Origin of the sequence: Petrimonas mucosa (assembly GCF_900095795.1) — a bacterium.
GTDB lineage: Bacteria > Bacteroidota > Bacteroidia > Bacteroidales > Dysgonomonadaceae > Petrimonas > Petrimonas mucosa.
The window spans coordinates 1,024,497-1,050,322 of sequence record NZ_LT608328.1; the positions used below are offsets into that span (position 1 = coordinate 1,024,497).

The window sequence follows — 25,826 nt, forward strand, 5'->3', positions numbered from 1 at the left end:
AATGATTTACTTTGTAATATGATCTTCCATCTGCAAAAAGTGAGGATCTATTAAAGCTAACCCATGGATCTGTACACGGTAAACGAATTGGTAAAAGGCACCATTTGCCAGGATTGCGGCACATCACAGGATTTTATCCATGCTTTTGCTTCTGACCTGATGAGCGATGTGTTGCGATTCAACATGGAAAGAACCATTCTCATTACCGGTTTGTCTACTGTTCAGACATTACGGACTGCCGAAATGTCGAATATCGAATGTATCATCTTCGCCCGCGGAAAAAAAGTAACCGATGAGATGATCTCGCTGGCGGCTGAAAACAACATCTCGCTGATCACAACCCCCCTCACCCTCTTTGAAGTATCGGGCAGGTTGTATGGTAACGGAATAAAACCTATCTTCTGATATGCAGTTCGGGTATGAGATAATTGGCGGAGACTTCAGTTCGGCCGGACAGGCGAGCTCGGATGTGAAAAAAATTCTCAAGCAACTCAATATCGATCCCCAGGTGGTACGCAAGATAGCTGTTGCGGTATACGAGGCCGAGGTAAATGTGGTGGCGCATGCATATAAGGGGGTTATGCAAGTTGAACTTGATGCTAGAAGGATAAGGATCGTGCTGGAAGATGAGGGTCCCGGCATTGAAGATATCGGGCGGGCCATGCAGGAGGGTTTTTCCACGGCATCGGAAACGGTCCGCCAGATGGGGTTTGGTGCGGGCATGGGATTGCCCAACATAAAACGCAATACAGATGAGATGCATCTCTCCTCGGTTCCCGGTGAAGGAACCACGTTGGAGATGATAGTGAGATTTTGAGACGGTAAGATGAGCAGGAGATGAAAGACCGGGATTATACACATGCTGTCCAGATCGATACCGGGAAATGTATCGGATGCTCACACTGTATGCAGGTCTGTCCAACCCAGGCGATCCGGATTGCGGAAGGGCATGCCGGAATCATCCCTGAACGGTGCGTGGACTGTGGTGAGTGTTACCGTGTCTGCCCCGTGAAGGCGGTTGATGTTGAAGATGATGGCCTGCCTGCAATAAACCGCGATGGTTACCGAGTTGCTCTGGTTCCTTCGGTCTTTATCGGTCAGTTTCCTTCGGAACATACTGCTTCTGAAATCATGGAGGCGGTCAGACAGATTGGCTTCGACGAGGTGTTGGAGGTGGAGCAGGCGGTAGATTTCATGAAGGGGGTCTATGCAGAGGTTGCCGCAAAGGAGGATATCGCCGTACGGCCCGTTATCAGTTCATTCTGCCCGGCAATTGTCAGACTTATTCAGGTTCAGTACCCCTCGTTAACCGGTCAGATCTTGCCGATAAAAGCCCCACACGATATTGCAGCCCTCTACGTTCGCCGGTCGAAAGCGAAGGCAGGTGTCGACCCTCGCTCCATTTTTATCTGCTACATAACGCCTTGTGCCGCAAAGATTGTGGCTGCAAAGGCACCGGTTGGTGAGAAGATCTCTGCCATTGACGGTGTTATTGATATGAAGGAGGTGTACAACCTGGTTTCAATGAGGTTGATGGAGAGGAAGGATACCCAGCTCTCGAAACAGTATGCCAACATGAGTCCCGATTCGGTGAACTGGTCGCTGTCGGGAACCGAAAAAAGATATTTTCCAGGCAGGGCCCTTGCCATTGACGGCATGGAGAATGCCATGGAGTTTCTCGACAGGCTGGAATCGGGGAGAGTTACCGGAGTCGATTTTCTTGAGATGCGAGCCTGCGACCAAGGTTGTGCCGGAGGAATACTTTGCCCGGGCAACCGTTTCCTGACGGTTGAGAGGCTCGAGCAGCGGGAGAGAAAACTCACCCTGCTGACGGAGCGGAGCGGAGCTGGAAGGAACAGTCTGATGGATTATGCCGAAGCGCTCCGCGGCGAGTCGGCAACCGATCAGGTCTATCCACGTGCTGGGCTGTTACTTGATGAGGATATGGAGATAGCCCTTCATAAGATGGAACGGATAAAAAGACTCAGCACCTATCTGCCGGGGTTCGACTGCGGTGCCTGCGGTGCGCCTACCTGTCGCAGTCTCGCAGAAGATATCGTGAGGGATAAGGCAACCATTTCGTACTGCGTTTTTGTACAGCGAGTGATGGAGAAGAATTATAATCTGAGTCCCGATCAGTCCTTTCATGTCATCGAAAGGATATGGGGCAGGGATCGGCTCAATAAATATCAACAGCAGCATGGTAAAACCAACACTTGAAAAACTGACCGAGGAGCTGGGATTCGTCTGTCTGTCAGGCAGGTCCTGGCTAGAGAGGATACCCCGCTCTGCTTATGTCTCCGATTTGTTGAGCGATGTGATGGGCAAGGCCAGCGATGGAATGGTTTGGGTAACGTCGCAAGTCCACAGGAACATTGTTGCGGTGGCTTCGCTCAAAGAACTGAGTGCGATAATTATCGTGAATGAGCGTCCGGTGACGAATGAACTGCTGGAACAGGCCGAGCGGGAGGAAGTGGTGTTGCTGGCATCTAACCTTCCCGCATATGAAACGGTGGGTAAATTGTACAATTACCTGGAAAACAGAGAATAAATCCATTGATTTGATGGGTGTAGAATGTTTCAAGGCAGACCTGCATATCCATACTTGTCTCTCGCCCTGCGGTCACCTGGAGATGAGTCCCCGCAAGATTGTGGAGAGCGCCCTTGAAAGAGGGTTGGATATCATCGCCATTACCGATCACAACACGACCCGCAACGTGCGTCCCTGCGTGGAGATCGGGGATGAGCTGGGTCTCTATGTTGTGGCCGGATGCGAAGTGAATACGCAGGAAGAGGTCCATTGTCTCTGTTTTTTCCCCGATATCGAGACATTGGAGGCTTTCCAGGAATACCTGGATGCAAAGATCCCGGATATTGCCAATGATCCTCTACTCTTTGGATATCAGGTGGCTGTAGACAAGGATGATGCGATAATATTCGAAGAGAAGAGGTCGCTCTTTACAGGTATTTGCGATGAGATTGAGGGTCTGCAACAACAGGTGGACTCCTTGGGTGGACTCTTTGTGCCGGCGCATGTCGACCGGATGAAGAATGGCATTTTCGGGCAACTGGGATTTATTCCCCCCGGTTTGCGTTACGATGCCCTGGAGATCTCGCGAAGGGTAAATTACGGAGATTTCCTGAGGTCACATCCTGCACTGGTGAGAGAGAGGATCCTGCAAAGCTCTGATGCCCACATGCTGGAGCAGATAGCAGCGGTTCATACCCTTTTTTACATGGAGAGAGCCGACTGGAACAGTTTCAGCAATGCTTTCGGAAAGCAACCCCACAATAGGGGAATGATAAAAATTCCGATTGGCGATGGTTGATCTTGCCATGCATATGATGGATATCGTTCAGAACGCCATTCGGGCAAATGCAACGAGGATCGATATCGGATTTCTCGAAGAGAGCCGGAAGGGAACGCTCACATTCACGGTAAGTGACAATGGCTCGGGAATGGTTCCCGAAACGGTGGAAAGGGTGGAGGATCCCTTCTTCACAACAAGGACAACCCGGAGGATAGGACTGGGAATCCCGCTACTGAAGATGACAAGCGAGCAGAGTGGCGGATCATTGAGGGTGGTTTCACTCCCGGGAGCGGGAACCGTGGTAGAGGCGGTCTTCAGGACCGACAACCCAGATTGTCTGCCGTTGGGTGATCTGGCCGGATACTTGGTGTTGTTACTGGTTGCCAATCCCGATATTCATTTCAGTTTCAGTTACCGGCTGGATAGAGATCACTTTTTAATCGATACCGAAGAGTGGGTGAAACAGGGATTTACCGATTTTTCAAAAAAGGAGATGGCTCCGGCAGTGACTGAGTTTATCGCCGAGAATCTCAAGACAGTGTGCCGGAAGAGGAATTCAGAAAGCTTCTTGTGTTGAAGCGATACGCTTGGGGATAGGGATGTCTCATAACAATCTAATATCTATTATTATGACAGGAATTAAAACATTGGCAGATCTGAAACGCAAACAGGAGGAGGTAAGAAGGGAGATCGATTTGCGAAGAAGGGCTGAAGAACCCGATTCCCTGGTACAGGTGAAAGTGGCGATGGCTACTTGCGGCATTGCATCGGGAGCCAAGATCGTGATGGATCTCTTTGTGCGGGAGTTGCCCAGACGGGGCATTGAAGCCGTTGTGACGCAAACGGGATGTATGGGGTACTGTTTTGCGGAACCCACTGTAGAAATTACTCTTCCCGGAAAGGAGCCGATCGTGTTCGGTTATGTTGATGCCCATAAAGTGGATGAGATAATTGAGCACTACATCAAGCAAGGTGAACTGGTGGACGGGATTATTCCCCAGAACTACAATACGATTGCTGAACCCGATTAACCGAAAAATTATATCCATGAGTCATTACAAGATGCATCTGCTCGTTTGCGCAGGAACCGGTTGTCAGTCGTCGCAAAGCGGACTGATTCACGAGATGTTGAAAGATGAATTGGACCGAAAGGGGTTGAAGGAGGATGTGCAGGTGATTAAGACCGGTTGTTTCGGTTTTTGCGAGAGAGGGCCCATTGTGAAAATTCTTCCCGACAATACCTTCTATACGGAGGTCAAGCCGGAGGATATCCGGGAGATTGTGGATGAACACCTTATCAAGGGGCGTCGCGTTCACCGTTTGCTCTATCTCGACCCGGAGACGGAGGAGCATATCCTGGATTCTAAAAAGATGGGGTTCTACAAGAAACAGCTGCGTATTGCACTGCGGAACTGCGGCATCATCGACCCTGAGAATATCGACGAAGCGATTGGCCGCGACGCCTATCAGGCGTTGGGAATGGTCCTGACCCGGCATACACCGGAGGAGACCATCGAGATCATTAAGCGGTCGGGATTGAGGGGACGTGGCGGAGCCGGTTTCCCCACCGGTATCAAGTGGGAGATAGCCAGAAGGAACAGTGCTGACCAGAAATATGTGGTTTGCAATGCCGATGAGGGTGATCCGGGAGCCTTCATGGACCGTTCGATCCTCGAGGGTGATCCGCACTCCATTCTTGAGGCGATGGCTATCTGCGGATATTGCATCGGTGCAACGAAAGGGTTGATCTATATCCGTGCTGAATACCCGCTGGCGATCAAGCGACTGAAGATCGCCATCAGGCAGGCGCGCGAATATGGCCTGCTGGGCGAGGATATCCTCGGCACCGGGTTCAGGTTCGACATCAATCTCCGTTATGGTGCCGGTGCGTTTGTCTGCGGTGAAGAGACCGCGTTGATCCACTCGATGGAGGGAAAACGGGGTGAACCTTCGAACAAGCCGCCGTTTCCTGCAGCGAGGGGGTATCTGGGAAAGCCAACCAACGTGAACAATGTGGAGACATTTGCCAATATCCCGGTTATCCTGCTGAAAGGTGCGGAGTGGTTCTCATCCATTGGAACGGAGCGGTCGAAAGGGACAAAGGTGTTTGCGCTTGCCGGGAAGATCAACAATGTGGGACTGATCGAGGTGCCAATGGGAATTACACTTCGTGAAATTATCTACGAGATAGGCGGTGGCATCAAGGGGGGCAAGCGGTTCAAGGCGGTACAGACCGGCGGACCCTCCGGTGGGTGTCTGACCGAAAAGCATCTGGATACGCCCATTGATTACGAGAGCCTGACGGCTGCAGGCTCCATGATGGGCTCGGGTGGAATGATCGTACTCGATGAAGATGACTGCATGGTCTCCGTTGCAAAATTCTACCTCGACTTCATCGTGGAGGAGTCGTGCGGAAAGTGTGCCCCGTGCCGTATCGGGAACAGACGTCTCTACGAGATCCTGGAGCGGATCTGTGACGGAAAGGGGACCGGCGAGGATCTGGAGAAGCTCTACAACCTCGCCAATGTAATCAAGGATACATCGCTGTGTGGATTGGGACAAACTTCTCCCAATCCGGTCCTCTCCACGTTGAACAACTTCCCGGAGGAGTACCGGGAGCATGCGGTTGATAAGAAGTGCCGGTCGGGCAAGTGCAGAAACTTGCTCTATTATGTGATTGACGACGAAAATTGTGTCGGCTGCATGGCCTGTGTCAGGGTCTGCCCTGTCAACGCCATAACCGGAGCAAGGAAGCAGACCCACTTTATTCATCAGGATAAGTGCATCAAGTGCGGTAGCTGCATGGATAAATGCCAGTTTGATGCAATCGGCCTGAAGAGCGATTACGACAGGCATACGGTCTCAATACTAGTTAACTGAACAAGCAGAAATCATGGGAAAGATAACAATCACAATTGATAACAAGCGGATAGAGGCAGAACCTGGAACCACTATTCTGAAAGCTGCCAGGGGGGCCGGAATCGAGATTCCTACACTATGCCATTTCGAGATGTGCGACATGGGAATCGAAAACAGGCCGGGGGGATGCCGGATCTGTGTGGTGGAGGTGGAAGGCCGCAGGAACCTTGCTCCGTCGTGTGTGACCGAGGTACAGGAGGGGATGGTGGTAAGCACACATAACATCCGAGTGCTTAACGCGCGCAAGACAGTGCTTCAACTGATCATTTCGGATCATCCTTTCGATTGTCTGGTCTGCGCCAAATCGGGGCAGTGCGAACTGCAACACCTGGCTACGCAGTTCGGTATCAGGAGTCTCCCATACGCCGGTGAACAGTCGCGTTACAGGAAAGATACCTCCCCCTCCATCATCCGGGATGTGGACAAATGTATATTGTGCCGGCGCTGTGAGATGGTCTGTAACGACGTGCAGACCGTAGGGGCACTCTCGGCAGTCAACCGGGGATTTATGGCGGTGGTGGCACCGGCCTTCGAGATGAATCTGGAAAAATCGCCCTGCACCTACTGTGGACAGTGTGTCTCGGTATGCCCTACGGGTGCGCTTACCGAAGTGGATCACAGTTATGAGGTGCTTCAGGCACTCTCCAATCCGAAGAAGACGGTAGTGGTGCAGACTGCTCCTGCCGTGCGTGCAGCGTTGGGAGAGGAGTTTGGCATGGAGCCGGGAACCCTGGTTACCGGCAAGTTGGTGGCCGCCCTCCGTCGCCTGGGGTTCGACTACGTTTTCGATACCGACTTCGGTGCAGACCTCACCATCATGGAGGAGGGAACGGAGCTGCTGAACAGGATCAAAGGGTATCTGGCAGGTGATCCCAATGTGCGGATTCCGTTGCTGACCTCCTGCTGTCCCGGCTGGGTGAACTTTTTCGAACATAACTTCCCCGATCTGCTGGATGTACCTTCAACGGCAAAATCACCGCAACAGATGTTCGGTGCCATTGCCAAAACCTATTTTGCCGAGAAGATCGGTGTGAAGCGGGAGGATCTGGTTGTGGTTTCCATAATGCCCTGCCTGGCCAAGAAGTATGAGTGTCAGCGCGACGAGTTCAAGGTGGATGGAAATCCCGATGTCGATTATTCGATCTCAACCCGAGAGCTGGCCGCCTTTATCAGGCAGGCGAACATCGACTTTCCCGGATTGCCCGACGAGGAGTATGACGATCCTCTGGGAGAATCGTCGGGAGCGGGCGTCATCTTCGGAAACACCGGCGGGGTTATCGAGGCAGCCTGCCGGACGGCCTACGAGCTCTATACGGGGAGGAGTCTCGACAGGGTGGAGTTTCACGAACTGCGCGGCATGGCGGGTATCCGTTCAGCAACGGTCGACTTCGACGGACTGAAGCTGAATATCGGGATTGCTCACGGACTGGGCAATGCCCGGAAGCTATTGGACGAGGTCAGAGCCGGGAGGTCGCAGTATCACGCTATCGAGATCATGGCCTGCCCCGGGGGATGTATCAGCGGGGGCGGTCAACCCTATACCCACCTGAAGGAGGAGATTCTGAAGAGACGCACTGCCGCCTTGTATATGGCAGACGAACGCAAAAGGATTCGCAAGTCGCATGAAAATCCTTCGATCATCAGGCTCTACAAGGAGTTTCTTGGCGAACCGGGTAGTCCCCGGGCCCACAGTCTGCTCCATACGGAGTATTTTCCAAAGAGCAATGAGATCACCATTACGTTAAATAATCATTGATTAAAGCAGAACATATGAGCCAGAAAACAGAGATTACACCCGAAGTGTTCCAGTTCATGCCCGGTGACAGGGAGTCCTTGCAGGTTAAGGTGACTCTTCCGCAGGAGAAGATCGAAATCATCGACCGGATCTGTGCATCGTCGGGTAATGATCCGGGCGAACTGATCAACATACTGCATGAAGTACAGCACCAATTCGGTTACCTGCCTGCAGAAGTGCAGGAGGTCATCGCTCACAACCTGAAGGTCTCGGTTGCCCATGTCTACGGGGTGGTAACCTTTTACACCTACTTTACCATGATCCCCAAGGGAGAGTATCCCGTCTCCATCTGTACGGGAACAGCCTGTTACGTGCGTGGAGCGGAAAAGGTGCTGGAGGAGTTCAAGAAGGAGCTGAAGATCAAAGTGGGTGAGACCACTCCGGATGGCAAGTTCTCCATCAACTGCCTGCGTTGTGTGGGGGCATGCGGACTGGCCCCGGTGGTGTTGGTAGGCGAGCGTGTTTATGGACGTGTCTCGCCCGACGGGGTGAAGAACATTCTGGATGAGTACAGGAAATAGGTGTCAGGATGACAGGATGGAGCCGAAGTGAACTTTTCCAGAAGCAAATGAAGGAAATGTGTCTCTTTCATCTATATTTTGATTAATTTTGCGCTGGAACTGCTAACTAAATTCAACATTAGATGAAACGAGACACACAGATTTTTGAGATTATAGAACAGGAGAAGCTGCGTCAGCTAAAGGGGATAGAGCTCATCGCCTCGGAGAACTTTGTCAGCGAACAGGTGATGCAGGCGATGGGATCGGTCCTCACCAACAAATATGCCGAAGGGTATCCCGGTAGACGCTACTATGGCGGTTGCGAGGTGGTAGACCTGGGTGAACAGCTGGCCATCGATCGCCTGAAGAAGCTGTTCAACGCCGAATGGGCCAATGTACAGCCGCACTCGGGTGCGCAGGCAAATGCGGCGGTCTTTCTGGCTTGTTTGAAAGCGGGCGATAAGTTTCTCGGACTCAACCTTTCGCATGGTGGACACCTCTCGCACGGTTCGCCGGTAAACTTTTCCGGTCTGATGTTTCAGGCATTGGAGTACAATGTCAAGGAAGATGACCAGCATGTGGATTACGATCAACTTGAATCGGTGGCCCGCGCTGAACGCCCGAAACTGATCATTGCAGGTGCCTCGGCCTACTCGCGTGAATGGGACTATGCCCGTATCCGTAAGGTAGCCGATGAGATCGGAGCCATCTTTATGGTGGATATGGCACATCCTGCCGGTCTGATTGCTGCCGGACTGCTGAACAACCCGCTCAAACATGCCCATATCGTAACCTCCACAACCCATAAGACCTTGCGTGGTCCGCGAGGCGGTATCATCCTTATGGGTAAGGATTTCGAGAATCCGTGGGGCCTGAAGACACCGAAAGGAGAGGTGAAGATGATGTCGGCGTTGCTCGACTCTGCCGTATTCCCCGGAATGCAGGGCGGTCCGCTGGAGCATGTCATTGCGGCCAAGGCAGTCTCGTTTGGTGAAGCATTGGAGCCCGAATTCAAGACCTACCAGTCGCAGGTGAAGAAGAATGCGGCGGTGATGGCTCAGGCATTCGCAGATAAAGGATACAAGGTGGTGTCGGGTGGAACGGACAATCACATTGTACTGGTGGATCTGCGTACAAAATTTCCCGACCTGACCGGGAAGGTGGCCGAGAAGGCGCTTGTGGAGGCAGATATCACCACCAACAAGAACATGGTGCCGTTTGATAGCCGCAGTCCGTTCCAGACATCCGGATTGCGTTTCGGAACACCGGCAATCACAACCCGTGGGGCGAAAGAGTCGCTGATGGGTGAGATTGTCGAGATGATCGACACGGTACTTGCCAATGTGGAAAGCGAGAAGAGGATAGCGTCGGTACGTGAGAAGGTGAACGCCACCATGAAGCAGTTCCCGTTATTCGCATGGTAGGATAGCAGCATGATCCTCCAGACCGATATCCAGTTTGTCCCGGGTGTGGGCCCCAAGCGTGCAGGGATCCTGAACAAAGAGCTTGACCTCTTTACGCTGGGGGATCTGTTACGTTATTATCCTTATCGCTATATCGACCGGAGCCGGATCTATTATATCCACGAGATCGACGGCTCCATGCCCTATATCCAGCTAAAAGGCCGGATTACCGCTTTTGAAACCTTTGGTGAAGGCAGGAAGCGGAGACTTGTCGCGCACTTTACCGACGGTACCGGATTTATCGACCTGGTCTGGTTTCAGGGAATCCGGTATGTGGAAAACAGGTACAAGGTCAATCAGGAGTATATTGTCTTTGGGAAGCCAACCCTTTTCAACAACCGCTGGAACATTGCCCATCCCGATATCGATCCGTACATGAGCGAGGCCGACCGGCCCGACGGGTTGATGGCGATGTACAACACCACGGAGAAGATGAAAGAGCACTCCCTCAATTCCAAGGCGATGCAGAAGATCATCGGGAATGCCTTGGGCATGGTGAAGGGGCGCCTGGAGGAGACTCTCTCTGCCGATGTGGTGAAGATGGCAAACCTGATCCCGTTTCACGATGCCATTGAAAATATCCACTTTCCGAAGAATCCGTTGTTGCTCCGTGATGCTGAGTTCAGGTTGAAATTCGAGGAGCTCTTCTTTATCCAGCTCAACATTGTCAGGTATGCGGCAGACCGGAAAGCGAGACTGAACGGTTTTCTGTTCAGCCGGGTTGGGAAATACTTGAATACCTTTTACCGGAAACATCTCCCCTTTGAACTTACCCAGGCACAGAAAAGGGTGATCAAGGAGATACGGAAGGATACCGCTTCGGGTAAGCAGATGAATCGACTGCTCCAGGGGGATGTGGGCAGCGGAAAAACACTTGTTGCGGTCATGTGTATGCTGATTGCCATGGACAACGGTTTTCAATCGTGCCTGATGGCCCCCACCGAGATCCTGGCGGCACAACATTTCGAGACCTTCTCCCGGTTACTTTCGGAGCTGAAGGTCAACGTGGCGCTGTTGACGGGATCGACGAAAAAGAGAGAGCGACAGGAGATCCATGCCGGGTTGCTGACCGGCGACATCGATATCCTTATCGGGACTCATGCCCTCATTGAGGATGAGGTGCAGTTCCGGAACCTCGGTTTTGTGGTGATCGACGAGCAGCACCGTTTCGGGGTGGCACAACGTGCAAAGCTCTGGACGAAAAGCGAACATCCTCCACATGTGCTGGTGATGACGGCTACCCCTATTCCCCGAACGTTGGCCATGACGCTTTATGGCGACCTCGATCTCTCCGTTATCGACGAGCTGCCGCCCGGCCGTAAGCCGGTAAAGACGGTGCATCGGTACGACAAGAACCGGGGGGCGCTCTATCAGTTTATCCGGGAACAGATCGGTGCCAGGAGACAGGCCTATATCGTCTACCCACTGATCGAGGAGAGCGAGACGCTCGACCTGAAAAACCTGGAAGAGGGATTTCTCCATATCCGGGAGGCTTTCCCGGAATTTACCGTCTGCAAGATGCACGGACGCATGAAACCTGCCGAGAAGGAGGAGGTGATGCGTCAGTTTGTGAACAACCAGGCGCAAATCATGGTCTCCACCACCGTCATTGAGGTGGGAGTCAACGTGCCCAACGCCTCGGTCATGGTGATCGAGAGTGCCCAGCGTTTTGGCCTGTCGCAGCTACATCAGCTGCGAGGCAGGGTAGGGCGTGGTGCCGACCAGTCCTACTGTATCCTGATCACCCCTTATGAACTCTCTGCCGATACCCGAAAGCGGATGGAGATCATGACCGAGAGCAACGACGGTTTCGTTATTGCCGAGGCCGATCTGAAACTGCGCGGTCCGGGTGACCTGGAGGGTACACAGCAGAGTGGAATTCCTTTCAACCTCCGGATTGCAGACCTGGTCAGGGATAATGCCATCCTCTACCGTGCCCGGGAAATTGCAGAGACCATCATCGCCGACGATCCGAAACTCTCGCAACCGCAACATCTGGTGTTGAAACAGCAGCTTAGCCGCCTGGGCGGGAACCGGTACGACTGGGGAAGAATCAGTTGATCTCTCCTAGATGGTCTGGGTGCCCGGTTTAATCTCTACCTCTCTGGTTTGTCCCTTACCCCAGTTGATTCTCATCTTGAATGAAACGGTCGACTCAACCGTGATTCTGGGTACTTCTCCCTGATTCTTCCGCTCACTCACCTTCAATGAGACAGTTCCTTCCGGTCCGAACGGATAGTTGCTGATTCCATGAGCTTCGGTCTGCACAATATCCCAGGTCAGCATATTCTCCGAAAAGTCTGACTTGATGCCGAGGATATATTCGATAAAGACGGCAATGGGGGGCAACCCCGTCCACCCCACAAAATCCTTTCGGGCCATGAATCCCGGTTCAATGGCTTCGGGTGCATAGTACTCCCAGAAGGTGCCTGTATTTTTGTACACTTCAAACACCGACCGGTAGTGGTTGGCTGCTATCTCATTGGCCAGCTCGGTATACCCTTTCTGGTAGAGTCCATTGATCACCATATAGTTGGCGCCTGGCCAGACCCCGCCTTGCCAGTAACGGCCCCGATCGTTGTATTTGGGATGGTCTGCCGAGAGTGACGGTACCCGGTGAGGACGGTTGAAGCTATCCTTGTCGGTTAATTTTTCTACCAGCCGGTCTGTCTGCTCCTTGTTCAGGACATCGGTGAGTAGCGCCCAGTATGCAATGATCCCTTTTGTCGTTGAAAGCGTCCCATCGGCATATTGATCATAGAGAAACCCGCTCTCTTCGTCCCACAGGTTTTTCTGGATGTAATCGGTCAGAAACCTTATCTCATCCTCAAACTCTTCAATCTCCTGCCAACGCTCCAGGTAAAGCCCCATTTCAAGGAGAATGCCTGCCGTCATGATCTGCTGAAGATTGGTGTCGAGCCAAACCATGTGGCCGTGGCTATATATCATGCTGTATTCACTTCTCACCCTGGGCATGTTGTCCATCCCTGTTCCCCATCCGCTCGACCAATAGGTTCCGTTTGGCCACGTCCGGTTCAGTTTTAGCCATTTGTAGTAGGCACAGAGTACGGGAAAGACCCTGTTTAACCGTTCCCTGTCGCCAAACTGCTTGTAGTAGAGTATCTCCGCCCAAGGCAACAGGTTGGGTCCCGTACTCACCGGATCATACCGTTCGAAGCAGTCGGCACCGTTTCGCATGATCTCCCTGCAGATGAAACCGTCGGGATGTTGTTTGGCATAGAAATTATCGAGGGTTTTCTGGAAGGGGAAAAAGCGGAAGCCATACCGGGCAAACATCATCATGAATGCGGAATCCCACATGAAAATATTCCCGTTGTAGGCCGTATCCAGGTAAGGCGTGACAAATCCCGAGCCGGGCAGTGGCTGACGTATATTTCCGATGGCAATCTCCCATGCTTTCCAGTACATCTCGATCTCTTTTTCATGATTTGTCCAGAATGGGATGGGAAGAATTTTTTTTGCCTCTTCGTAACTCCCGGGTATTATACGTTCCTGTGGTGCAACCCGGAACTCGTTTTCGGCGACCAATGCCTCCTTGACGTAGGTATTCTTTTAGGGCAATTTATATTCCACCAACTCCTCCTGTTCCTCCTGCGCATAGGCGGTTAAGCACAGGAACATCATGCAACTGACCAGTAAAACCAATTTTGTTGTTTTCATTCCTGACTGATTTATTGATAACATGTTGATTATAGATTGATCATTTCAACTGAAGCAACTCCATGATCTTCCCTGCCACTTCGTAATTCTGGTAGGTGCCGATAAAGTGCTTTGCTCCCGGTCCATAGGCAAATACCGGTAGCATGGCGGGAGTATGGTCATCTGTGGTGAACCGGGCGGTAACCAGCCCTTTTTCCTGATCCCCGTCCACCAGTACAAGTCCCCCCGTTTCGTGATCGGCGGTAACCACCACCAGGGTCTCACCGTTGCTGTCTGCAAACTTCAGCGCCTCGGCTACGGCAAGATCGAAACTGAGCATCTCGCTGACAGCCCCTGCCAGTGAATTTGAGTGGCCGGCATAGTCGATCTTTGCTCCCTCCACCATCAGGAAAAACCCTCTCTTGCTCTCCCTGGCCAGTTTGTTGACCGCACTTCTGGTCACCCTGGCCAGCAGTCCGATTGTCTCCTCGGTTGCTGCTTTCTCCAGCAGGTTGTCGATACAGAGCACGCTGCCGTCGAGCTGATCGATCTGTTTTGTATCGTGGATGACCTGGTACTTCTCCATGAAGGAGTCGATATCAAGACCATCCCGGCGTTTGGTAAAGACCGATGTTCCGCCGCCGACCACCAGGTTGATCCTCTTCTCCAGGAGATAGCGGGTAATCAGATCGGAGCTGTCCCGTTCCCTGCTGTGGCCGTAAAAAGCGGCAGGTGTTGCATCCGCAATGTTTCCCAATGTGACCACTCCTGTTGCCATACCCTTTGCGATGGCATAATCGGTGATCGATCTGTTTTCCGTTCCGTCATCATTCATGGCAATATGCCTGTTGTTGTGAGGCTTGCCTGTTGCCAGTGCACTGCCTGCAGCAGCCGAGTCGGAGGTGTAGCTATCCAACGGACTGTTGGTCTGCAAACCTGTGAACCTCATCTTTAACATGGTCAACCCCCTGTTGACGGTTCGGGCAACAGCAATCTGGTTCAGACCCATTCCGTCGCCAATTAGCAGGATTACATTTTTTATTTTTCTCCTTTCTCCGTCGTTTCGGTAAGAGGGTGTATAGAGCGGTACATAGTGGGAAAGCCGGATATTTTCGGGGTCGAACCCCTCGAATCCTACAGTGATTTTATCTAACATCTTTGTCCGTTTCAGGGATGAGGCCTCCCGATTGTTATCCTCAATGGAGTAGTTTATGTCGCCGATGTTTTTGAAGAAGTCGGCACACCGCTCCACATGGTCGGTATTGATAAAGTCAACACCCATCTGGTGGAAGGTATTCCATGCGGTAACGCCATCGGGGCAACCCCAGAAACGGATCGGTTTATTCAATTTGTGTGCCTCGGCAATGGCTTGTTGAACCTTCTCCTTTTCCTGCTTTATCATGCTCCCTTTTCCGTTCCATCGCGCATAGTCGTCGAATGGGGCGCTGATCATCGCAATCCTCTCCAGTTGAGACTGGGTATACTCTTCTTCAAACCTTCCATCAAACGAGACGATCGATGGATATCGGTGAAACTCCTCCGGTTGGGGAGCATTACCCGAAATCACCACCGTGGCGGCATATGGATTGACTGCCGGATCAAAAACCGCAGGATGCTCGCTGAGCAGAGCAATGATACTGCTCAGGGCTGGCTCTGCAGATGTCTTGATGTCGATCATCAATATCAGGGGCTGATCAGAATTTGGCCATGCCCTGCCATCATGTTTGGCAAACTGCTCCACGATGGGATCGATATAGAGTCGTTTCAGTGTGTTCTCCTTCCTGAGCTCCTTCGTGTCGTGCCCCACAAGCAACATGCCATCCTGGTAGTAGATGTCCGCCTCAATTGAAGAGACACGTTGTGAATAGGCCTGGTAGAAGGGGACAAGTTGCCAGTAGTCGTTGTGGGAGTGTATCTTCTGAACGCTCTGCGAATAGGAGGGGTAGAAGAGCACGGCAACGAGCAGCATCAAAAAGGCAGTTCTGTATCTTCGGCTTCTTTGCATACGATTTTATGGATTGATTGTTGTTGAATTGTCAATAAAAAGATTCTCATCGGGGATCTGCTGAAAATCACCATTATGTTTTAATCTACAGCCCCAACGGAGACTTTTGCCTTCATAATCCTGGAAATAGATCAGTTGATAGGCGTGAAATCCCTTTTCGAGGGCTATGCTCCCACTGGCGGTAATCGCGGCATGCGATCCATCATTGTCAACCACCAGTTCATTGCCGATGAACAGGACCGACCCATCGTCAGATTGTGTCATGAAATCATACACCCCGTCTTCCGGAACCCATAGTAATCCTTGAAAGGTAAATCCAAAATGGTTTTCACGCTCTGCATGCTCAATGGAGGGCGATCTCAGCTTCCCCTTTTTTACCACTTTCGATTTCAGGAGATCAGCCACAGAGCTGAAAACCCCTTCGTGATAGGTGTAAACCACCCCTTGCTCCCTCTCTTCCCGATGCAGTGCCTTTCTGAATCGGGCTTTTGTAGCATCGATCGAAAAAGTGTTGCTTGGGGTATACCCCTCCTTGAATGCTTTTGCCTTGATGAGTGTCGAATTGGATATTTTAAATGGACCTCTGTAGAGCAACGCATTTTTATCGGGTTCGGTTCCATCCAGGGTGTAGTAGATCTGGGCGCCTTCGGTTGCGGTGCCCAGTGTTACCTCTATCTCATTCTGAAAGAGATAGAGATCTTTCGTGGTATATGGGATGGAGACGACCTTCTCGGTGGTCAATGAGGCCGGAAATGTTTCGGGTGATGTTCCTCTCTCCCTGTTTGGTTCGTCGGAGAGCTCGAAGGTGAGTTCCCCGCCTTCCATTAACTGGGTATAGGTAATGTAGTTATTTTCAATGATGTGTCCGTTTAGGATCACCTTGTTGATATATATGTTCCTCTCCCGATCGTTGGCCGTGATGATTAGACGCTTCCCGTTTGCCAGCCCGATTTCTGCCTTTTCAAACAGGGGAGTTGTAAGGAGGAACTGGTTTGAACCGGGACAGAGGGGGTAGATGCCCAAACTGCTCAGGATATACCATGCCGACATCTGGCCGCAATCCTCATTTCCGCTCAATCCGTCGGGAGTTGGTTGATAGAGCTCCTTCAGGATCCTGCGGGTCCAATATTGCGTTTTCCAGGGTGCTCCGACATAATTATAGAGGTACGCCATATGATGGCTAGGCTCGTTACCCTGTACATATTGACCGATCATGCCGGTAATATCGGCCATCTCCCCGTCGACACGCTCTTCGGCGGCGAACAGCTCGTCGACAGCAGCCTCAAACTCATTCTCACCTCCAAACAGTTGCACCATGCCATTTACATCGTGAGGAACAAAATAGCGGTATTGCCATGCGGTAGCCTCGGTATAGGAGCGTCCCGGGGCAAAGGGATTGAAGGGCGACTCCCAATTGCCGTCCGACCGTTTACCCCTGAAAAATTTTGTTTCCCCATCGAACACGTTGATATAGGAGAGTGATCGGTTAAAGTAGGTCTCGGCATCCTGTTCATATCCCAACTGCTGCGCCACACGTGAGATGCACCAGTCATCGTATGCAAACTCCAACAGGCAGGAGACCGACTCCCGCTTCTTGTTTGCCGGAATAAAACCGTTACGGATATAATCTGAAGCTCCTTTCCGGTTCACCTCGGAAGAGATCTTCATGGCTCGAAAAGCTTCCCGGATATTGATGTCAGGATCCAGGATCCCTTTATTGAACGCATCTGCAATGACTGAAACCGAGTGGTATCCGATCATGGTTCCGGTTTCACCGGAGGAGAGCGGCCAGATGGGCAGTTCACCGGTGGCATCATACATGACCAGCATCGAGCGAATGATGTCGTTGACCAGTACGGTATCGATAAGCGTCATCAATGGATGCCATGCCCTGAAGGTATCCCAAAGGGATAGCGTGGAGAAATAGCGGAATGATTTGTCTGTAGATGCAATCTGCTTGTCGTGTCTGCGGTACTGGCCATTTACGTCGCTCATGATGTTGGGAACAACTTTAGCCCGGTAGATCGCAGTATAGAAATTCTTCAACTGATCCCTGTTTTTACTCTCAACCACGATCTGCTTCAACTCCTCGTTCCACCTGTTCCTGGTCTCCCTGTATACGGCATCGAAATCGTATCCGTCGATATCATCTTCAAGGTTCCGGCGTGCATTCTCCTCGCTGACAATAGAGAGCCCCACCTTGACCACCAACGGAGTACCGTCGGATTGCCCGAACTGGGCAACGGCCCGAGAATGATCTTCAGGGATATATAAGTTCTTGAAGGGTTGTGAGAACTGTGCCACAAAGTAGACTGGCTGATCCTGCACCCAGCCGCTGGTTATCCGCATGCCTGCAATCTCATTGGGTCCGCTTCCGCGTATCGAGAGCGTATCGATCAACTCATCCCTGGTCAGCAGATGCTTCATGTCGATTACAAGCGATGCCGGTAAACCCTTCCTGAAAGTGTAGCGATGGACACCGGCATAGGTTGATGCCGTCATCTCGGCCAGTATTCCCTCTTTCCGGAAATTGACGGAGTAATATCCGGGTGTAGCCTTCTCATCCTTGTGGGAGAAACCAATGGGTTCGGGAGTGTAGTGTTCGGCTCCGTTGTCCATTGCCCTGGAGGTGGGATGAAAGAGAATGTCTCCCAGGTCGATGGCTCCGGTGCCACTCAGGTGAGTATGGGAAAACCCGATGATGGTTGAATCGCTGTAATGGTATCCGGCACATGCATCCCAATTGTCCCTCCGGGTGTCGGGACTCAGTTGAACAGCACCATAGGGCGATGTTGCCCCTGGATAGGTATGACCATGGCCCCCTGTACCGATAAAGGGGTCAACATAATCTATCGGGTCTACCGCCATGTTGCCGATACAACCTGGAAGGAGCAGCAATAACAGCCAACCCAATGCAATTTTTTTCATCATTGACTACCTTTTTGACTCTAACGTTTCAGTTCTGACGGGAATATGGGGCGTGGTGTCTTGCCCTCCGGAGCATAGCGAAGTTCCAGCGACTGACCGCCATGATCCTCGAAATACTCCACCTTGATGATATGCGAACCCGATGTCAGATCGGCCACTCCGTACTTGGTTGTACGGGAGTGCGACCCGTCGTTGTTGATGATCTCCTTGCCGTCGATGATCAGTCTGGAGCCATCATCCGATGCAAGTTCAAACTTGTATCTCCCTGCCTCGTCTATCTGTAGGGTGGAAGAGAAGATGACTGCATAGTGATCTTCTGTCTCGGCAACTGGAAGTCCGTTGAGGGTGAACGCATGGAGATAACCGACGGCATCGGCCTTGCCAAATTTGGTGAAATCGGGAAGCTTCTTCTCATTGTAGTTCTTGTAAAGTTTATACTCTATGGATGCCTCACCTTCCGGAACGGCTGTATAGAGAAAATTGCTCGCTACCAGACTGTAGTTGCCGTTTTTGTAGGCAATGGCCTGGATGGTACAGCTCTCTTTCAACTCAAACGGTCCGGTGTACCGGATCGATTCTTTCGTAGGAGCAGTTCCATCGAGTGTATAATAGATCTCCGCACCTTCGGTATCGACGGTGATGGTCACCTTTTCACCTTTGTCCACAACACCCTTGAAGGGGTGAATCAGCGGAACGGGGACGTAGCAGAGATCGGTTTTGGGTTCAAATGCCTCCTGCATGAAGCGGCCTCTGCATTCACGTGGCAGTTCCACCCCGAGAAGCCCGGCAACGGTAGCTGCATTGTCGTAGATCATGTTGGCGTGTGCCATGAACTTCCCTTTGGTAACACCTTTTCCATACATGATAACCGGGATCTGCAGCTCCTCCATCGAATCACCGCCATGGCCATAGTGGATTCCTCCATGATCGGCAGTAATGATGATAACGGCGTCCTTGAGCATATCCCTCTCCTCAAGTTTCTTTACAAACTCGCCCACCTGTTTGTCCATATGGCTGATACAGTCGAAATACTCCTGGCTTTCGTGGCCGGTTTCATGACCCTGGTGATCAGTGATGTCGATGGATACAAACAGCAGTTCGGGTTCGTCGGCCAGATAATCGGCAAATGCCTGCTGAAGCAGTTCGTCTGCGCTATAGCCCTTCTCCTTGTTTGAATAGAGCGCCTTGTCGAAGACCGTCATGTCGTACATGCGTGTCTCTCCACTCCACTCAATATAGGCGTACATCTTTGCGTCGGGTTTCTGTTCCCGTATCACATCGAACATCGTGGGAAAAAGTCCAATGGAGTTCCTTGCCGCCGGTTCGATGGAGTAGTTGTCTCTTTCCCAGTCGTTTCCTGTAACTCCGTGCATCTCGATGGGTGCACCGGTAACCATGGACATCCAGTTCTGGCTGCTGGAAGTTTCCCTTACGCAACGCGTGTCGAGCGACACTGCACCATTCTCGATGAGATAGTTGAAGGTGGGGGTTGTGGCCCGTTGGATACCGATCGAGCTCATGGCATCGAATCCAAGAAAAATTACATGTTTTGCACGGGGAGTATTTTCATTCTTGTTGCAACAGCCTGTTAAAAAGAGTGCAGCAATGATGGTTGATATGGTAAGCAAATGTTTCATGTTGATCTTTTTAGATAAATATGAGGAGAGGCCTGTTCCTGACTCATGATTGACCTGCAGGGAGAAAAAAGGGACTGAATGGGGCGGAATGTTGCATCCGCCCCGTTCAATCCGTTCAAACTAATTATATCCGTAATTCTGTTTCAGGGCACCTGCTGCTTTTGTAATCTCATTGGATGGGTAGGGGAAGCAGATCTTGTGGTCTTCCCATTTGGGGGCAGGAGACTGAAAATCGAGGTATGCACCGATGGTATAGGGTCCATCCGGATCGCCCCGGTAACCATCCATAAACCGACTTTCGCCCGTGTTGGGGTCGGTGACGTAGCCGGAGTAGTGGCGTGCTCTCGGATGAGTTTCAAGCTCCTTGATGGCAAGGGCCTTGATCTCCGGGTAGCTGCTTACGGCCCAGCGCTTCAGGTCGCCAAGATGGTCGGCTACCGGTTCGTATGCCAGTTCGCAGAACCGTTCGTGGTAAAGCTCCTCCCAGGTACCTACACAATTTTCAGGAAGATTTACCCTTGCACGGATCTTGTTGAGATCTTTGGCTGCTTCTGAATTGTTGCCTTTAGCCAGATTGGCCTCTGCCCTGAGCAGCATACAGTCTGCAAAACGGATGACGGTGAAGTTTACACGCGCCGTTGGCCAGTCGCCCGAGTTGTTGACATAGCCAGCATTGATGGCATCCGGATAGCCGAAGGGATCCATCCACTTATTGATCTGGAAGCCGGTCTCGACGTCGGATTCCGAAAAGAAGCGGCGGGTTTCACCCCAGAACTGGAACTCCTGGCCATATTTGAGGATCGACCGGGTAAGCCGTTCGTTGTTCTCTTCCCCATCCTTGGCAAACTCCTCGTAAGCGTCCTGAGTGGGCTTGAATTGACCCCAGCCGTTGAAGACACCCCAGCCTTTGTTTTCCAGGATAACGCCCGGCCATTCAACACCGCCGCGCTTCCAGTCGTTGCCTCCATTGCTCGGGAATGTAAAGCAATATTCAGGACCCCACCAATATTTAAAATCGGCAGAGAAAAGATTGGAGAAAGAATCGGCAAGCCTCCTGCCATAGCTGTTTTCCAGCTCATTTACCACGCTAATTACATTGTCCCACTTGGTGTTGTCCCAGGTGGCCCAATAGGCATACACGCGAGACATCATGGCTACAGCTGCTGCCTGGTGTGCCCTGCCCCGGTCATCGGGACCGTAGGTCTCAAATCTGGGGAGGTACTCTTTTGCCTTCTCGAAGTCGGCAATGATCATGGCGTAGTTATCCATGACGGTAGCCTGCTGTGGTGGAATGGAATAGTCGTATTCACCTTCCACCTCTTCATATTTGATTGCAGGAATGCCCTGCCTGTTGCTGCCATAGCGGTAGGCAAGACTGAAGTGGAGAAATCCCCTGACAAAGTAGGCTTCACCAAGGCTCCGTATCTCGATGGGGGTAAGGGTGGTTTTTGCCTGTTTGTCGAGTAGTGCCTTGACAACCCAGTTGGCACGGGCAATGATTCCCATGAAGAGATTATAGGTGTCTGAAAGGGGGCCCTCGTCACCCGAATAGTTGAGTGTAAAGAGTCCGGGATAACTCCTTGTACGGCCGGGAACCATCATGTTGGTGGCACACTGCTCCCAGTAGATTTCCCGTCCATAACCGCCATCGGAATCGTAGATGGGGGCATACAGTGCCTTGATGGCGTTGATTGCCTGGGCATCGTTTGCAAAATAGGTGGTCGTGGTGGGACTCCCTTCCGGCTGAACATCGAGAAAATCGCTACAGCCTGCCAATAACATTGTTACGGCGGCAACAACAATCATATATATCATCTTTTTCATAATAACTCTCCTTTTTTAATAAGTAAGTTTGACACCAAGTGAAAGAACTCTCGAGACAGGGTATTTCAACGCATCCCATCCACCGGTCTCGGGATCCATTCCCGAGTAGGGCGTAATTGTGAAGAGGTTTTCACCGCTGAAGTAGACCGATAACGAGCTGCCACGATCGAGGAAATGAGAACATTTACGCATCATTCTTGTCAGGTCATAAGTTACAGTAATGTTTTTGAACCGCAAATAGGAGGCATCCTCAAGATACCAGGTTGAAGGTGTTGTGAAGTTGCCGTTTGGATCAGACCTGCTCAGGCGAGGAATCTTCGAGTCGGTGTTGGTCGGGCTCCAGGCATCGAGAATATCTACTGAACGGTTGAAGTTCCCTTCCACATCGCCAAGGAGCGAGTATTTGGCCATGTAGGCGGCCTGTGCACCTTGAACACCCTGTAACATCAAGCTTAAGGTGAGATCCTTCCAGCTGAATCCTCCGCTGAATGCATAGGTCCAGTCTGGCGTGGCATTGCCAACATATTGACGGTCCAATGCGTCGATCTTGCCGTCGCCATTGTAATCTTCAAATTTGAGATCCCCTGCCTTTGCATTGGGCTGGATCATCACGCCGTCTTTTGTGTAGGCTTGAGCCTCGGCATCGCTTTGGAAAATACCCAGGTATTTTATCATATAGAATTGGTTGAGCGGTCCACCCTCCTTGGTCTGGTAGATATAGGGAACCTGGCGGTAGGCTCCGCCGCCGGTCCAGACACCTTTGGACCCATCACCTGTGGTAACACCGATATCGGCAACCCAGTTCTTGTTGTATGCGGCATTTGCACTCAGGAAGTAGGACCACTCTTTTCCGATCCTGTCTTTCCAGCCGAATTGAGCTTCGAAACCACGGTTCATGATCTCACCGAGGTTGACCAGCATGGGGCTTACCCCGATTGACGCCGGCCATCCTGAAGATTGACTCTGGATAAGGTTGTATGTCCGTTTGTTGTAGAAGTCGAAAGAGATCGAGAGTCGGTTTGCAAACATATCGATATCGAGTCCTGCATCAAACTGTTCCGAAGTCTCCCAGGTAAGCTTGGGATTGAGTGCCTTGCCATTGTAATAGAAAGTTCCAGTATATCCGGCATCGGATTCAAAACCGTATTGCTGGCTCTGATTGTTCCATCCGGCAGAACTGAGGGTCTGGGATTTGTAATTGTACCCGACTGAACCCAGGTTGCCGACACGACCGAACGAACCGCGCACTTTCAGCAGGTTTATCAGCTCGCTGTTGAAGAAGGCCTCGTTGGAGATCTTCCATGCAGCGGTAATGGCCGGAAAGTCGCCATAGTTGTTGGCATCCGGAAGACGACCTGCGTAGTCACGACGCCAGGAGGCTGTCATGAAGTATCGGTCATCAAAGCTGTAGGAGATCCGGCTGATCAGGGCAACGTTCGCATCGGGACCGGTCATGTAGTCGGAAGGCTTGTTCCAGGCTTCTGCAAAATTGAAATACTGCAGGTTTTTCGACTCGTCGGCAAATGTTGATCCGGTAGCGGAGAATCCTCTCTGGGAGTAGTAGTCGGATGTGGTGGAGAGAAGAGCTCCCACGGTATGCTTGTCGAAAGTACGGTCGAAAGTTAGTGTGTTCTCCGTCTTCCAGCCCTGATTTCTGTATGTGCTGTATTCGAGACTATTGGATGCGTTCGGCTTTCCCACCTCGGTGATCATGTGGCTGAAGTTCTTGTAGAACCCGCTGTTGGTATAGAAAGAGAATTTACTGTTGAACTTGAGGCCCGTAACGATGTTGCCGATCTCCATTCCAGTGGTGGTGAAGAAGCTGTTGTTCCGGTTGTAGCGGTCGTCAGCGGTGAGAATACGGAGCGGATTGATCACATCACCGTGGATGCTGGCGTAGTTGCTGCCATACTTGGCAATATATTCGGGATCTTCGGTAGTGACACCACCGAAACCGCTGCCGGTGTAGTAATGCTTGTCGGCACTCTGTGGCATGTAGATGGCGCTGATAATGGCTCCCGAATAGCCGGAATCGGTATCGACTCCCCGGTCGTCAGATTGGCCGAAGCGGAAATCCTCGGTGATTTTCACCCATTTATTGATCTGAAGGTCGCCACGGTAGTTGATACCCATTGACTTGTTATAGGTGCCGACCAGCACGCCGTCATCTTTGGAGGCAGAAAAGCCCACGCGATTCTTGAAGGTGTCGGTTCCGGAATTGAGTACCACATTGTGGCGGTGATAGAGTGCGCTCCTGAAGATCTCGTCGATCCAGTTGGTACGGGTAACCCCGATATATGGGTTGAGGTTGACATCCCATCCTGCATCCAGCCCCACCCCTGAATTGGCGCTCGAGAGCTGACGCATCTTTATCTGCTGTTCGGCGTTAAGCGACTGGACAACGTTTGTTGCAGTACGCACGCCCATAAGTCCATCATAGCTGACGGAGACACCTTTCTGACCCTTCTTGGTGGTAACGATGATAACACCGCCGGCACCCGACTGTGCACCGTAGATAGCTGCCGAGGCGGCATCCTTCAGTACCACGATGCTTTCGATATCTGCCAGTGAGTTGATCGGGGCACCCGGTACACCATCAACTACCCACAGTACACCGTCACCGTTCTGTGAACCCTGACCGCGGATAACAATGTTAGGCGTAGATGTGGGAGACCCTCCGTTTGCCTGTACCGTCACACCAGGAATCTGCCCCTGCAACATCGATTGGGTAGAGGTTACCGGGCGCATGGCCAATGATTCCGGATCTGCCACGATTCCGACCGATGCGGAAAGGTCTTTTCGTTTGGTGGCAAGGCCGTAACCGAGTACAATTACCTCCTCGAGCCTCTGCGTGTCCTCCTCCAGCTGAACGTTGATGTTGGTACGGTTGCCAACAGCAACCTCCTGTGTTATATACCCAATGTAGGAGATATGAAGGACTACGTTGTCGCCCACACTCAACGAGAAGTAGCCATCCATATCGGTCACCGTACCGTTGCTGGTACCTTTCTCCAATATATTTGCACCGATGACCGGTATACCTTGTGCATCCACAACTCTACCGGTAATCTGCTTTTTCTGTTGTTGGGCTGTTTGAGTGGTAACGCTTCTATTGACCCCTTTAACCTCTCTTTTTTCTCTGTCGCGATAAACAACTACCTGATTGTCTAAAACGCGGTAAGAGAGGTCTGTGCCAGATAAAAGCTCATCCAGGATCTCCTCGATATTCTGTGAGTTGGCACTCAGGTCAACCTTTTTGTTGGCTGCTCGATTTGCATTGCCTTCAAAAATAAACCTGTAATTGCTACTCTTTTCCATCTCTTTGCACACCTCCTTGATAGTCGCTGATTTCAGATGGAGTGTAAATTCTGTCTCCTGGGAAAAAGTATTGGTAGCCTGAGAGAGTAGAATGCTGAAAAACAGGAAGAATAGGGTTAGCTTCATGATCTTGATAAAATTAGTAAACTTGAGGGGGTTTGCTTCATTGGTGGATTTATTCATATCTTTGTATGGTTTTAATTGTTAATAAAATTAATGATTAACATCGCTAGCTGGATGGTCCTCGCACTACCGTCCAGCTTTTTTAGTTCAGGCATTTTTCATCGTCTTTTCATAGGCTTGCAAAATTTTAAAAGTTATTGGTGATATATATCCTGTTATCTTCCTTATTCAAGTTTCGCAAGTAAAAATTCAGTAAAAATAATCGCATAAAAAAACGGCACAGAGGCTTCTGTAATTCACAGATTATTAGTATATTTAAGCGTAAAAACCAAAAATACTAACA

General features: G+C 51.3%; 17 protein-coding genes and 1 pseudogene. 12 read left to right on the plus strand and 6 right to left on the minus strand.

The window, feature by feature from the left end:
- Window positions 1–63: 63 nt before the first annotated feature.
- The 12 genes from ING2E5A_RS04045 to recG all read left to right on the plus strand — a co-directional run bounded on the left by ING2E5A_RS04045 (window position 64) and on the right by recG (window position 12,049).
- Window positions 64–405 (plus strand): transcriptional regulator, encoded by a 342-nt coding sequence (locus ING2E5A_RS04045; protein ID WP_071136305.1) that lies wholly within the window; start codon window positions 64–66, stop codon window positions 403–405.
- 1 nt (window position 406) lies between these two features.
- A complete protein-coding gene (locus tag ING2E5A_RS04050) occupies window positions 407–817 on the plus strand; it encodes an ATP-binding protein (protein ID WP_071136306.1) in 411 nt (136 codons plus the stop codon).
- 20 nt (window positions 818–837) lie between these two features.
- Window positions 838–2,220 carry a [Fe-Fe] hydrogenase large subunit C-terminal domain-containing protein gene (locus ING2E5A_RS04055; protein WP_071136307.1) on the plus strand — a complete coding sequence of 461 codons (1,383 nt, stop codon included), beginning with the start codon at window positions 838–840 and terminating at the stop codon, window positions 2,218–2,220.
- A complete protein-coding gene (locus ING2E5A_RS04060; RefSeq protein ID WP_083373178.1) occupies window positions 2,201–2,551 on the plus strand; it encodes a hypothetical protein in 351 nt (116 codons plus the stop codon). The genes ING2E5A_RS04055 and ING2E5A_RS04060 overlap by 20 nt, the downstream gene beginning before the upstream one ends.
- Entirely contained in the window at window positions 2,505–3,329 is an 825-nt protein-coding gene (locus tag ING2E5A_RS04065; protein WP_231960433.1) for a PHP domain-containing protein, read from the plus strand. Before ING2E5A_RS04060 ends, ING2E5A_RS04065 begins: the two co-directional genes overlap by 47 nt.
- Window positions 3,322–3,888, plus strand: coding sequence for an ATP-binding protein (locus ING2E5A_RS04070; protein WP_071136309.1), 567 nt, complete (start codon window positions 3,322–3,324; stop codon window positions 3,886–3,888). Before ING2E5A_RS04065 ends, ING2E5A_RS04070 begins: the two co-directional genes overlap by 8 nt.
- Window positions 3,889–3,940: 52 nt before the next feature.
- Window positions 3,941–4,342 (plus strand): (2Fe-2S) ferredoxin domain-containing protein, encoded by a 402-nt coding sequence (locus tag ING2E5A_RS04075; protein ID WP_071136310.1) that lies wholly within the window; start codon window positions 3,941–3,943, stop codon window positions 4,340–4,342.
- A gap of 16 nt (window positions 4,343–4,358) precedes the next feature.
- On the plus strand, window positions 4,359–6,191 hold the full coding sequence (locus tag ING2E5A_RS04080; protein ID WP_071136311.1) for an NADH-quinone oxidoreductase subunit NuoF: 1,833 nt from the start codon (window positions 4,359–4,361) through the stop codon (window positions 6,189–6,191).
- A 13-nt stretch (window positions 6,192–6,204) separates the two neighbouring features.
- Window positions 6,205–7,986 carry an NADH-dependent [FeFe] hydrogenase, group A6 gene (locus ING2E5A_RS04085; protein WP_071136312.1) on the plus strand — a complete coding sequence of 594 codons (1,782 nt, stop codon included), beginning with the start codon at window positions 6,205–6,207 and terminating at the stop codon, window positions 7,984–7,986.
- A gap of 56 nt (window positions 7,987–8,042) precedes the next feature.
- The gene (locus tag ING2E5A_RS04090; RefSeq protein WP_071138183.1) at window positions 8,043–8,546 is read left to right on the plus strand and encodes an NADH-quinone oxidoreductase subunit NuoE family protein; all 504 of its coding nucleotides are present in this window, start codon (window positions 8,043–8,045) and stop codon (window positions 8,544–8,546) included.
- Between the two features lie 122 nt (window positions 8,547–8,668).
- On the plus strand, window positions 8,669–9,949 hold the full coding sequence (gene glyA / locus ING2E5A_RS04095; protein ID WP_071136313.1) for a serine hydroxymethyltransferase: 1,281 nt from the start codon (window positions 8,669–8,671) through the stop codon (window positions 9,947–9,949).
- A 9-nt stretch (window positions 9,950–9,958) separates the two neighbouring features.
- Entirely contained in the window at window positions 9,959–12,049 is a 2,091-nt protein-coding gene (gene recG, locus ING2E5A_RS04100; RefSeq protein WP_071136314.1) for an ATP-dependent DNA helicase RecG, read from the plus strand.
- A gap of 6 nt (window positions 12,050–12,055) precedes the next feature.
- On the opposite strand, the pseudogene ING2E5A_RS04105 reads toward recG, so the two are convergent.
- The 6 genes and pseudogenes from ING2E5A_RS04105 to ING2E5A_RS04130 form a co-directional block, all read right to left on the minus strand.
- Window positions 12,056–13,633: pseudogene (locus tag ING2E5A_RS04105) on the minus strand (MGH1-like glycoside hydrolase domain-containing protein).
- A 76-nt stretch (window positions 13,634–13,709) separates the two neighbouring features.
- Window positions 13,710–15,653 (minus strand): alkaline phosphatase, encoded by a 1,944-nt coding sequence (locus ING2E5A_RS04110; protein WP_071136315.1) that lies wholly within the window; start codon window positions 15,651–15,653, stop codon window positions 13,710–13,712.
- 6 nt (window positions 15,654–15,659) lie between these two features.
- A complete protein-coding gene (locus ING2E5A_RS04115; protein ID WP_154670024.1) occupies window positions 15,660–18,584 on the minus strand; it encodes a GH92 family glycosyl hydrolase in 2,925 nt (974 codons plus the stop codon).
- Between the two features lie 17 nt (window positions 18,585–18,601).
- Complete coding sequence (locus ING2E5A_RS04120; protein ID WP_071136316.1) at window positions 18,602–20,218, minus strand: alkaline phosphatase family protein; 1,617 nt, start codon at window positions 20,216–20,218, stop codon at window positions 18,602–18,604.
- A gap of 120 nt (window positions 20,219–20,338) precedes the next feature.
- A complete protein-coding gene (locus tag ING2E5A_RS04125) occupies window positions 20,339–22,042 on the minus strand; it encodes a RagB/SusD family nutrient uptake outer membrane protein (RefSeq protein ID WP_071136317.1) in 1,704 nt (567 codons plus the stop codon).
- A 15-nt stretch (window positions 22,043–22,057) separates the two neighbouring features.
- Window positions 22,058–25,486 carry a SusC/RagA family TonB-linked outer membrane protein gene (locus tag ING2E5A_RS04130; protein ID WP_231960434.1) on the minus strand — a complete coding sequence of 1,143 codons (3,429 nt, stop codon included), beginning with the start codon at window positions 25,484–25,486 and terminating at the stop codon, window positions 22,058–22,060.
- Window positions 25,487–25,826 lie beyond the last annotated feature (340 nt).